We start from the raw sequence: 10926 nt of genomic DNA on the forward strand, positions 1-10926 counted from the left end.
CTCCCCCGCCGAACATGAGATAACAGAGCCATGCAGATCCCGCGACCGTCCGAGGACGCCAAGGAGTTCTTCCGCACCGTCATCCCCACGGCGCCGGGCGTCGAGGTCAAGCCGATGTTCGGCAACCTGGGCGCCTTCGTGAACGGCAACATGTTCGCCGGGCTCTTCGGCGACGACCTCGGCGTGCGCCTCGTCGACGAAGAGTCTCTCCGCGCCCTGCGAGCCGTTCCCGGCGTGGGCCCGTTCGGACCCGCGGAACGGCCGATGGGCGGCTATCTCGCGCTGCCCGCCGAATGGCGGGGCGACCACGAGCGGGCTGCGGAGTGGGTGGCCGCCGCACTCGAGCAGGTCGGGCGCCTGCCCGCCAAGCAGCCCAAGGCCCGCGCTCCGCGGAAGAAGGCCTGAGGTGGCCGCGATGTTCCCCGGGTGGTCGGAGCGCGCGAGCGCCTTCTACGTCGGCCTCGAAGCCGACAACACCAAGGACTACTGGACCAGGAACCGCGCGGTCTACGACGCGGAGGTCCTCGCGCCGATGCAGGCCCTGCTGGACGACCTGTCCGCCGAGTTCGGCGAGGGACGGATCTTCCGCCCGAACCGCGACATCCGCTTCAGCGCCGACAAGTCGCCGTACAAGACGTCGATCGGGGCCATGCTCGGTCAGGGCTACGTCGAGTTCTCCGCCCGCGGACTCGGCACCGGTGCCGGCTGCCACATGCTGGCCGCGGACCAGCTGACGCGTCTGCGCTCGGCCGTCGCCGACGATGAGACGGGCCCGCGCCTCGAGGCCATCATCGGCAGCCTCGAGGCATCCGGCATCGACGTCACCTCCCACGATCGCCTCGCCACCGCTCCCCGCGGATATCCGAAGGACCATCCGCGCATCGAGCTCCTACGGAACAAGGACCTCGTCGCGAGGAAGCACTGGGATCCGACGACGCCCTGGCTGCACTCCCCCGAGGCCGCGGACCACGTGGTCGCGGTGCTCCGCGCCGCGCGCCCGCTCGTGCGGTGGCTCGACGAGAACGTCGGCCCTACGGCGAGGGAAGGGCGTCGCTGAGAGCCGGCGGACGACGCGGCCCAGCGCCGGTCCGCGACCCGCGCCCGGATGATCGCCTCGCGCCCGGGAAGACCCGCCGCCCTCGGGATCCGCTCCGCCGCGGTCATTCCAGGCGGGTGATGTCGACCGACACGAACATGTCGGACGCGCCGGATCCGGCATAGACACCGCGCAGCGGCGCGATGTCCGCGTAGTCGCGGCCCACGCCGACGAAGACGTGCGACGGGCCGATCTCGACGACGTTGGTGGGGTCGTAGCCGCGCCAGCCGCCCGAGAACCACTCGACCCACGCGTGCGACTCCCCGGTGACGGTCTCCCCCACCTTCGGATCCGCGTCCGGGTGCAGGTAGCCGGAGACGTAGCGGGCCGGGATCCCGGCGGCACGGAGCATCCCGAGCGTCACGTGCGCGATGTCCTGGCAGACGCCGGCACGGGCGGGCCACGCGTCACGGGCGGTCGAGTTCACCCCCGTCACGCCGCGACGGTACGTCATGGCCTCGCCGACGAGGCGGCAGATCGCTGTCGCCGCGCCGTCGACGTCGTCATGCTCCCCGCGGGCATTCCTCGCGAGCATGCGCATCTGCTCGTCGGGCTCGGTGGCATCCGTCTGGATCAGCATCTCCGCGACCTCGAGCGAGATCCGCGCGGCGTGCAGCAGCTGCGCCCAGTCGAGCCCAGGACCGGGGACGGTCGCCGCCCGCGTCTCCACCACGCTCGTCGCCACGACGGAGAGCTGCTCGTGCGGGCTGAGGACCTCGAAGGCCGTGACGGGTGTGCCCCAGTGGTCGCTGTACGTGCTGGGGTTCGTCGCCGGGCTGGTCTCGACCCGCGCCTGCAGCACGAGCTGGCGGTCCTGCGTCCGCGGCAGCATCCGGGCCTCGTTGTACGACGCCGTCACCGGCGACGCGTACTGGAATCCCGTGCGATGCACGATCCTGAGCCTGGTCACAGCGCCTCCCCGGTCCAGACGGGGGCGGCGATGGACGGGAAGTACTGCTCCTGCACGGCGTTGCTGATCGTGGAGACGCTGTCCTGCACGTGGCGCATGCTGCTCTCCAGCAGGAGGACGAGCTCCGCGACCGGGCGGTACTCCAGCTCCGACCGGAGGCGGCCGATCGCCCTGCCCACCGCATCGGGCGGCAGCAGCGGCGATCCCTGGCCGATCCGTCTCAGGCTCTCCTCCGCACGGAGGACGCTGGACAGCACCGACCGCGGGAAGTGCCGATCGACCAGGAGGAACTCGGTCGCCGAGGTCCCCGTCGGCATGGCCCGATGCACGCGCAGGTGCGCGTCGTACGCGTCGCAGCTGCGCAGCAGCGTCATCCAGTTGATCGTGCTGCCGTCCTCGGCACGCGACGCGGAGACGAGCAGCCGCGCCGTCATGTCCGCGGCTTCCAGGGCGCGCCCGAGCACGAAGAAGTACCAGGCCTCGTCCCGGCTCATCGACGTCTCCGCGACGCCGTAGGTCAGCGCGGCGCGTTCCCTCACCCACCGGAAGAACGAGTGGGAGCGCTCGAAGTCCACGTGCAGCGGAAGCCGGGTGCTGGTCGTGTTCAGCACCTCCCAGAGATCCTGCGAGATGACCTCGCGGGCACGGCGGGCGTTCTCCCGCGCGGAGGACAGCGAGTGCGCCACGGAGATCGCCCTGCCCCGGTCCGTCGCGAGCACCCGGAGCGCGTCCCCGCGCCGCGGATTCCGCCCGGCCGCGTCTGGCACGCCCATCACGGACAGCACCCCGCGGCACACCGACTCCTCGTCGGCCCAGGGATCCTCGAGCAGCAATTGGAGATGCACGTCCAGGATGCGGGCCGTGCCGTCGGCGCGCTCCACATAGCGTCCGATCCAGAACAGCGCCTCGGCGATCCGGCTCAGCATGATGCCTCCTGCTGCTGTTGTTGTTGCTGCTGTTGTTGCTGCTGCTGCTGCGGGTCGTCGAGAGGCGGGACCGGCAGCGGGCCGACCACCGGATCCGGGGAGGGTGCCGGGATCGCGGCGGCGGTCGCGGCGACCCGATCCGCCCGCAGGGTGGACGACAGTCGCGGCGTCGACGGATCCTCCAGCACCCAGGTGTCCTTCGAGCCGCCCCCCTGACTCGAGTTGACGACGAGCTGTCCCTCGGGCAGGGCGACCCTGGTCAGGCCGCCGGGGAGCACCCAGATCCCGTCGCCGTCGTTCACGGCGAAGGGGCGGAGGTCGGCGTGCCTGGGGCGGAAGCCGCCGTCGATCAGGGTGGGGATCGTGGACAGCTGCACGACCGGCTGCGCGATCCAGCCCCTCGGGTCCGCCGCAAGCGTCTTCCTGGCCTGGTCGAGTTCGGCGCGGGACGCGGCCGGCCCCATGATCAGCCCCTTCCCACCGGATCCGTCCACGGGCTTCACCACCAGCTGCTCCAGGCGATCCAGGACCTCTTCGAGCGCGCCGGGCTCCTCGAGGCGCCAGGTGTCGACGTTCGGGAGCACCGGCTCCTCGGCCAGGTAGTAGCGGATGAGGTCCGGCACGTAGGTGTACACGAGCTTGTCGTCGGCGACGCCGTTGCCGACCGCGTTGGCGACCGTCACGTTCCCGAGGCGCGCCGCGTTCAGGACGCCGGCGGCGCCGAGCATCGAGTCCGGGCGGAACTGCTGCGGATCCAGGTACTCGTCGTCCACGCGACGATAGATGACATCGACGCGCCGCGGGCCCGTGGTGGTGTGCATCCACACCCGCCCTCCCGCGCAGAAGAGGTCGCGCCCCTCCACCAGCTCGACCCCCATCAGGCGTGCGAGCAGCGTGTGCTCGTAGTACGCCGAGTTGAAGACCCCCGGTGTGAGCACCACGACCGTCGGGTCGTCGACGCCGGACGGCGCGGCCGCCCTGAGGGCGCCGAGCAGGCGGTTCGGATAGTCGACGACGGACTGGACCCGCATGTCGGCGAACATCTCCGGCACCATCTGCGCGAGCGCCCGCCGGTTCGCGAGGACGTAGCTGACGCCGCTCGGCACGCGCACGTTGTCTTCGAGGACGCGCCATCCGCCGGACTCGTCCCGGATGACGTCGATCCCGGCGACCTGGATCCGCACGCCGTTCGCGGCGGCGATCCCCGCCGCCTGACGATGGAAGTGTTTCGACGAGGCGATCAACGACGCCGGCACCACGCCGTCCGCCACGCACCGTCGCTCGCCGTACACATCCTCGAGGAACGCCTCGAGGGCTCTCACCCGCTGCACGACCCCGAGGTCCACATCGCGCCATTCGTCGGGCGCGATCACCCGCGGCACGACGTCGAGCGGGAAGGGGCGCTCTTCCCCGGCGAAGTCGAACGTGACCCCCTGAGACAGATACGCCCCCGCGAGCGCCTCGACCCTTCCGCGCAGATCCTCGTCGGACATCTCGCTGAGGGCGCGATGGATCGCCCGGTACGGCTCCCGCGCCGCGAGATCCTGGTCCGCCTCGTACACGTCGAACATCTCGTCCCACGGCGACGCGGATCGGGGATCCGAATGCCGTCGGCTCCAGTACTCGGCGAAAGGCGTGTCCATGCACGGAGGATGGCACTGCGGTGTTTCCCCCGCATTTCGGGCGCGAGTCCTCGCCGCTACGCAGCCCCGGGGAGAGAATCCCGTCACCGAAGGCCGCACTTCACAACTCACCCGCTCTGTGTGAATCCCCAGGCCCATACTCTGCGTGTCATGACGGGGGAGACGAACGCGCCGCGACCGGCGCCGCAGGCCCTCCTCCTCCACGTCCGCGACCGGATCCGCATCGTGCACGCGCGGATCGAACGAGGAGAGCTCGATGCGGCGCGCGCGCTGCTCGCGGAGATCGACGAGAGTCTCGGCCGAGGCGCGTCCGACGCGGAGGCACCGGACCCCGCCCGGCACGACGCCCAAGCGGAACCCGCCGGCGCCGCGAGCCACGTCCGCATGACGCCCGCGGAGCTGCGGCTGCTCCCCTTTCTGCGGACGCATCTCACCCTGGCCCAGATCGGCGAGCGCCTCTTCGTCTCCCGGAACACCGTGAGCTCGCAGGCGACCGCCGTCTACCGCAAGCTCAGCGTCGGTTCGCGTGCCGCGGCCGTCGACGAGGCGATCCGGCGCGGCCTGCTCGTCGACGACACGCAGGATCCGTTCGCGTGAGCGCGCCGCCGCGGCCGCCCCGCGCCCCAGGTTCACCCGATCCGCGTGATGTGCGCGATCTCGATCGGTTCGTAACCTGGGCACGGCTGTGCCGGCTGGGGGCACGGCCGCTCGTGCTGTCCGCTGATCGGAACCTGCAGAACGACCTCGACGGCGTTCGCGCGTCTCTCCGCGCACGCACGGGCACACACGTCCGAGAAAGGAACCAGATGTCGATTCGACGAGCTGCCTACAGGCTCGGCGTCGCGGTCACAGCGGCGAGCGTGCTTGCGACGGCCGCCGCACCGATGGCCTTCGCCGCGACCGGACCCGGTCCGTACGGGACGTACGGCCCGAAGTTCACCACCACTCAGGCCTCCGCCGAGGACGGGAACTTCGAGGCCCTCTCCAGCAAGCCGGGCGCGCCCAAGACGATCTGGCTCGTCTTCGACGGCGGCACGCTCACCGGCTCGCCGTGGAACAAGAACCGCGCGAACGCCGCGCGCAACGACACGCCCCTCGCGTTCGGCGCCGTCGACGGCGACTCGAAAGAGCTCCGCCGCGAGGTGTACCTGCGCATGGCCGAGTACTACTCGCCGTTCGACGTGAACGTGACCACCGTCCGCCCGAGCGACGACCAGCTCGCGAAGACGAGCGCGACCGACACCGAATACGGCGACGTCGCGGTCTTCACCGCGAACTCTCTCGGCGAGGACGGCGGCAACGGGCTCTCCATCGTCGAGGGCGCGCTCGGCGTCGCCCACTCCAAGAGCTTCGGCGACTTCAGCGACAACTTCGCCTGGACGACCTCCGTCGGACAGGAACCGCGCAACGCCCGGCAGCTCGCCGCGACCGCCGCACACGAGGTCGGTCACACCCTCAGCCTCGGCCACCAGGGCTGGAGCAGCGTGCAGCCCGCCCCGGAGGGCGGATACGTCGAGGGCCCGAACACGAACATCTACTACTCGCCGAACACCGGCTTCTGGGCCCCGATCATGGGCAACGCCGACAACATCGGCATGGACCGCTGGACGGACGGGCAGTACCCGAACGCGACCAACGGCGGGCAGAACGACCTCGCGGCCATGACCGACCCCTCGTGGGCCAGGTCCCAGCGGTGGGCCGTCACCTCGACCGGCCAGGAGGCCAACGACGGCTGGTGCGGCGACAACCCCGACGCCTACCTCCCGAACGCCGCCGGCGACTGCGATGGCACCGGGGCGCACGTCGACGTCTACACCTACTACTCCGGGGCGATCGATTTCCGGCAGGACGACCACGGGAACGCTCTGGACGGCACGGCCACCGCGCTCCCGCTCGGATCCAAGGTCCCGGGCGTGATCGAGCGCAACTTCGGCCCGAACGGGGCGAAAGACAGGGACGTCTTCCGGGTCGACGTGCCGACGTCCGGCAAGCTCGACGTGAGCGCCGCCGTCGCGGAGTACGGCCCGATGCTCGACGTGAAGCTCAGCGTCTACGACGCTGCGGGCGCCCCGGTCGGGCAGCCCTTCGACCCGGCCCCCGTGGTCAACGACGGCAACCGTCGGTCGTACGTCAGCGGCATGAGCGCGTCCGGTCGGGTCGATGTCAGCCCCGGCACGTACTACCTGACGGTCGAGGGCGTCGGCTACGGCACCACCGCCGGCTACACGCAGACCGATACCAGCTCCGGCATGCCCGAGTACGGCTCGATCGGCCAGTACACGATCTCGGCCTCCATGGTCACCCCGCTGCTCAGCGCGACGGCCACCGGGCGGGTGGTGACGCTCACCGCGACCACGGAGGGCGCCCCCTCGACCCCGGCCATGGAGTACCGCCTCGGCGGCGGGACGTGGCAGCCCTACACCGGCCCCGTCACGGTGCCCGGTTCGGATGCCCGCGCGCTCGAATACCGCTTGGCCGGAGCGAGCACGACCGCCGGCACGGTGACGGTCGCTGCGACGGGCCCCGCGGTCGCGACCGCGCAGGCTCTCGGGCAGGCGGTGACGCTCAACGTCGGCCAGACCGCGTCCGGATCCGGCGTGCGGCTCACCGATGCGAGCGGCGGACCGGTCGTCGGTCAGAGCGTCGTCTTCGCCTGGGACGGCTCGATCGCGACCGTCGCGGGCAGCGGAGCCGCGACGGCGACCGTCAAGACCAATGCGGACGGCATCGCCGTCGTCCCGCCGCTGACGACGACGGCCGCCGGGCAGCTCGTCATCACGGCGAGTCACCCCGCCGGATCCACCCCGCTGCCGACCGTCTCCGTCGTCCAGGCGAGCGCGTCGATCGCGGGCTGGACGGATGCGACGCCCAAGACCGTGACCGGCAAGGTGGCGCTCGACGTGCGCGCGTACAACACGGGCGCCGATCCCGTCACGATCCAGCTGAAGACGAAGTACGGCCTGAAGACGTACGGCGGCATCACCACCGACAAGGGCGTCAGCGTGACGTTCAAGTCCTACACGACCAGCATCCCGACCGGCGCCGTCTCCGCGGTGTTCACGTCGGCGACCGGAACCAACACGTTTGGGTACACCTATGACGCTTACGCAGCCCAGTAACCCCGCCCGCACCGACCGGACGGGAGAGGGCTCCGCGCCGCTGTCCCGGCGCCGGCTTATCGCCGCCGCGGCGTGGTCCGTCCCCGTCGTCTCGCTCGCGGTGGCGGTGCCCGCCGCCACCGCGTCCGCGCAGGATGTCTACACGGCGACCGCCGCGAACGGCGACGTCAGCCAGGACGGTCACTCCGTGACGTTCGGCGTCGACGCGGGCGACCAGACGATCGCCCTCGCCCTCGCGCTCACGAAGAACGGCACCCCCTACACGGGGGACGTCACCGCCACGCTCAGCGGCGCCTCGGGGATCGCGGCCTGGAGCGGATCCGGCAGCGCCATCACCATCGCGAGCGCCGCGGGCGGATCCGCCGACCTCCCCCTGGACATCCTCGGGTACGGCACGTTCTCGGTGATCGTCAGCGTCGGGGGCACGAGCATCGTGCTCAACGTCACCTTCCAGGCGGCATGATCGCGCGGCGGGTGCTCGGCGCCGCGCTGGCGCTGCTCCTCCTGACGGGGACGACCGCGTGCGCGGCCTCCGCCTCGGGCGGGGGCGCGAGTGCGGCGCCGACCTCGACGCGCGCCGGTGCCGCGCCCTCCCCGGGTGCGGAGACGCCGGGGGCGGGCGCCGCGACGGCGCCCGCCCCGACCGGGATCCGGCTGCTCGGCCCCGACGAACCGGTGCCGTTCGACGGCCAACCGGTGTCCGTCGTGGTCGAGCTCACCGGAGCCGACGGGCCGATCGCCGGCGCCGACGTCACCTTCACGGTCGTCTCGGGTCCTGCCGCGTTCCCCGGGCGGTTCGAGGCCTCGACGACCGACGAGACCGGCGTGACGGCCGCGCTCATGCTCACCCCGACCGGACCGGGCGACGTCGTGCTCCGCGTCGCCAGCGGAACCCTCGCCTCCACGGTGACGGTGACCGTTGCCCCCTGAGCGGCGACGCCGACGGGTTCCCGTCGTGCGGCTCCCGGTTCCGGCGCCCTGGCGAGAACTCCGACCGTGACCGAGGAGGTCTTCTGAGTGCGCCGGATCCGGAAGAATCGTCGCATGCCAGGCCCCACCGACTCGAGCGCGTTCGCATCGACGCTGAGCGAAGCGATGCTGCGCTCAGGGATCACCCTCACCGCCCTCAGGGACGGATTGCTGTCCAGGGGCCACCCGATCTCGCTGACCGCCTTGTCGTACTGGCGCTCGGGGCTGCGACTCCCGGAACGCCGCGGATCCCTCGAGGCGCTCCCCGTCCTGGAGGCTCTGCTGCACCTCGAGCCGGGAGCACTCGCCAAGCTCGTCGCGGGACCCGCGGCGCGACGACTCGGTCCGGTCGAGCCCTTCGACGCCCTGATCGACTACCCGGTGCAGGATCCCGCCGACGGCGTGGAGCTCCGCGGAGAGAGCGACATCTCCCGCGTCTCGACGCAGTTGACGGTGCACGTCGGCGCCGACCGTGAGATCGTCTCCACCCGGAACCGCCGGCTCGTCGTCGCCAACCGCGACGGAGTGGAGGGCATGACGGTCTTCATGGGCACAGATGGCGACCACGGAGCCCAGGCGTACCGGTTCCGCGCGATCAACGGCTGCTCCATCCACGAGGAGCACCAGCCGGCGCACAACGTGCGGCGCGTCCAGCTGCGCTTCCCCCGGCCGCTCATGCGGGGCGAGTCGGCGCTCACCGAGGTCGAGGTCACGCGCGCGGAGGACGCGCCGCAGGAGATCGTCGACGATTACGAGGTCTACGCCGAACAGCGGCTCGAGGAGATCCTCATCTGGGTGAACTTCGATCCCCGTGCGCTCCCGCGCCGCTGCTGGGTGTACTTCGCGGAGGGCGATCTGAAGCACGAGTGGCCCGTGGACATCGAGGGATCGCCATCCGTCCACTACCGGCAGCGCGACTTCGGGCCGGGCGGCCTCGGCGTCCGCTGGGAGTGGTAGCCGGCAGGACGCGGCAAGAGCATCACCGGAGGACCTCTTCACGTCGGCGCGCAGCGCTGCTCGACGGCAGTGCGGCGAGCGGGATGATCGCGAGCGCCGCGATCGCGGCGGCGAGGAACGGCAAGGCCGTCGGTGACGCGCTCGCAGAGATGGCGCTGCCGAGCGCGGCGCCGGCGCCGATGCCGAGATTCAGGACCGTGATGAGGATGCTGCCGGCGGTATCGCGGAACTGCTCCGGGGCCGCCCGCATGACGCGCGCTTGAAGCACGACGGGAAGCACTCCGATCACGCCGCCCAGGACCGCCACCAGGGCCACGTACGCGATCGGGCTGCGGGCGATGCCCATCCCGACGAGCGTCATCGCCAGCGCCAGCACGGTGATCGGCAGTGCCGCGGTAGGCCACCGGTCGCTGATCCGGCCTGCCGCGAGGACTCCGACAAGGCCCCCGATCCCGCTCGCGAGCAGCACTCCCGGCATGGCGGCCGCATCGATTCCCGCGATGGCGTCACTGACCGGGACGATGAACGTGAACACCGCGTAGAAGCCGATGAGCGCGAAGAAGCCGCCCGCGGCGACCAGAAGGATCGGCTTCGCCGATCGGTCCCACTTCTCGGCCCGGCCTCGCGGGGAACCGGCGCCGACCGCCGGCACCGCGACCGCGACGACGACGACGCAGACGAGCAACGCGATCGCCAACGCGACGAAGGTCGCGCGCCACCCGAGGATCTGCGCAAGGGCGGAGCCGCCGGGCAGGCCGACGAGGCTCGCGAGCGTGGGGCCCGCCAGGACGATCGACAGGGCGCGCCCGACACGGTCCGGGCTCACCAGGGAGGCGGCGTAGGACACCACCACCGCCCAGAACAGACCGTGGGCCGCGGCCGCTGCGATCCGTGCCGCCAGCGCCGCTCCGTACCCGGGCGCCAGCACTGTCGCGACGTTCGCGGCGGCCATCAGTCCGAGCGTGGCGAGGATGACGGACTTCCGCCGCCACCGCAGGGTCGCCCGCACCAGCGGGATGCTGGTCAGGGCGACGGTTCCCGCCCAGGCCGTCACCAGCAGGCCGGCTGTCGCATCCGTGATCGAGAAGGCGGAGCTGAGCGAGTGCAGCACGCCCGACGGCATCATCTCCGCGCTCACCGTCGTGAACGTCGCAGCGCTCAACGCCAGCAGCGGAACGAGGGAGGACTTTGATCTCTTCACCTCGGCGACTCTAAACTTTGACATAAGTGTCAAGGTCAAGCGGGGAGGTCGAGGATGAAGATCGGCGAGCTGGCGCGGCGCGCGGGGACCTCGACGCGCATGCTC

Annotated in this window: 11 protein-coding genes; 7 read left to right on the forward strand and 4 right to left on the reverse strand. The window is 71.4% G+C overall.

Annotation, left to right across the window (positions count from 1 at the left end; all coding sequences use genetic code 11):
• The first annotated feature begins 30 nt into the window (after window positions 1-30).
• Entirely contained in the window at window positions 31-405 is a 375-nt protein-coding gene (locus tag B7X32_RS00735) for a TfoX/Sxy family protein (protein ID WP_292714533.1), read from the forward strand.
• A gap of 10 nt (window positions 406-415) precedes the next feature.
• Complete coding sequence (locus B7X32_RS00740) at window positions 416-1057, forward strand: DUF2461 domain-containing protein (protein ID WP_292714565.1); 642 nt, start codon at window positions 416-418, stop codon at window positions 1055-1057.
• 103 nt (window positions 1058-1160) lie between these two features.
• Here B7X32_RS00740 and B7X32_RS00745 read toward each other — a convergent pair whose 3' ends face one another.
• From B7X32_RS00745 to B7X32_RS00755, 3 genes are read right to left on the reverse strand one after another with little or no spacing between them, the layout of a single operon-like run.
• A complete protein-coding gene (locus tag B7X32_RS00745; protein ID WP_292714536.1) occupies window positions 1161-2006 on the reverse strand; it encodes a transglutaminase family protein in 846 nt (281 codons plus the stop codon).
• Window positions 2003-2932: an alpha-E domain-containing protein gene (locus B7X32_RS00750; RefSeq protein WP_292714538.1), complete on the reverse strand. Its 930-nt coding sequence runs from the start codon at window positions 2930-2932 to the stop codon at window positions 2003-2005. The genes B7X32_RS00745 and B7X32_RS00750 overlap by 4 nt, the downstream gene beginning before the upstream one ends.
• Window positions 2926-4503 (reverse strand): circularly permuted type 2 ATP-grasp protein, encoded by a 1578-nt coding sequence (locus B7X32_RS00755; protein WP_292714568.1) that lies wholly within the window; start codon window positions 4501-4503, stop codon window positions 2926-2928. Before B7X32_RS00755 ends, B7X32_RS00750 begins: the two co-directional genes overlap by 7 nt.
• A gap of 222 nt (window positions 4504-4725) precedes the next feature.
• Between B7X32_RS00755 and B7X32_RS00760 the strand changes: the two genes are divergently transcribed.
• The 5 genes from B7X32_RS00760 (at window position 4726) to B7X32_RS00780 (ending at window position 9620) form a co-directional block, all read left to right on the forward strand.
• Window positions 4726-5172, forward strand: a complete 447-nt coding sequence (locus B7X32_RS00760; protein WP_292714541.1) for a LuxR C-terminal-related transcriptional regulator — start codon at window positions 4726-4728, stop codon at window positions 5170-5172.
• A gap of 209 nt (window positions 5173-5381) precedes the next feature.
• Window positions 5382-7694: a hypothetical protein gene (locus tag B7X32_RS00765; RefSeq protein WP_292714544.1), complete on the forward strand. Its 2313-nt coding sequence runs from the start codon at window positions 5382-5384 to the stop codon at window positions 7692-7694.
• Window positions 7672-8157, forward strand: a complete 486-nt coding sequence (locus B7X32_RS00770; RefSeq protein ID WP_292714547.1) for a hypothetical protein — start codon at window positions 7672-7674, stop codon at window positions 8155-8157. The genes B7X32_RS00765 and B7X32_RS00770 overlap by 23 nt, the downstream gene beginning before the upstream one ends.
• On the forward strand, window positions 8154-8624 hold the full coding sequence (locus tag B7X32_RS00775; protein ID WP_292714550.1) for a hypothetical protein: 471 nt from the start codon (window positions 8154-8156) through the stop codon (window positions 8622-8624). The genes B7X32_RS00770 and B7X32_RS00775 overlap by 4 nt, the downstream gene beginning before the upstream one ends.
• A gap of 114 nt (window positions 8625-8738) precedes the next feature.
• On the forward strand, window positions 8739-9620 hold the full coding sequence (locus B7X32_RS00780) for a hypothetical protein (RefSeq protein ID WP_292714553.1): 882 nt from the start codon (window positions 8739-8741) through the stop codon (window positions 9618-9620).
• Window positions 9621-9642: 22 nt separating this feature from the next.
• On the opposite strand, the gene B7X32_RS00785 is transcribed toward B7X32_RS00780, so the two are convergent.
• Entirely contained in the window at window positions 9643-10821 is a 1179-nt protein-coding gene (locus tag B7X32_RS00785; RefSeq protein ID WP_292714556.1) for an MFS transporter, read from the reverse strand.
• Window positions 10822-10926: the final 105 nt, after the last annotated feature.

It is taken from the genome of Microbacterium sp. 13-71-7 (genome assembly GCF_002257455.1).
Lineage (GTDB): Bacteria > Actinomycetota > Actinomycetes > Actinomycetales > Microbacteriaceae > Microbacterium.

Bases quoted from the DNA above. Each gene is read 5' to 3' on its own strand.
- B7X32_RS00765 (WP_292714544.1), top strand. From the start codon at position 5,382: ATGTCGATTCGACGAGCTGCCTACAGGCTCGGCGTCGCGGTCACAGCG.
- B7X32_RS00760 (WP_292714541.1), top strand. From the start codon at position 4,726: ATGACGGGGGAGACGAACGCGCCGCGACCGGCGCCGCAGGCCCTCCTC.
- B7X32_RS00755 (WP_292714568.1), bottom strand. From the start codon at position 4,503: ATGTTCGACGTGTACGAGGCGGACCAGGATCTCGCGGCGCGGGAGCCG.
- B7X32_RS00775 (WP_292714550.1), top strand. From the start codon at position 8,154: ATGATCGCGCGGCGGGTGCTCGGCGCCGCGCTGGCGCTGCTCCTCCTG.
- B7X32_RS00750 (WP_292714538.1), bottom strand. From the start codon at position 2,932: ATGCTGAGCCGGATCGCCGAGGCGCTGTTCTGGATCGGACGCTATGTG.
- B7X32_RS00740 (WP_292714565.1), top strand. From the start codon at position 416: ATGTTCCCCGGGTGGTCGGAGCGCGCGAGCGCCTTCTACGTCGGCCTC.
- B7X32_RS00770 (WP_292714547.1), top strand. From the start codon at position 7,672: ATGACGCTTACGCAGCCCAGTAACCCCGCCCGCACCGACCGGACGGGA.
- B7X32_RS00780 (WP_292714553.1), top strand. From the start codon at position 8,739: ATGCCAGGCCCCACCGACTCGAGCGCGTTCGCATCGACGCTGAGCGAA.
- B7X32_RS00735 (WP_292714533.1), top strand. From the start codon at position 31: ATGCAGATCCCGCGACCGTCCGAGGACGCCAAGGAGTTCTTCCGCACC.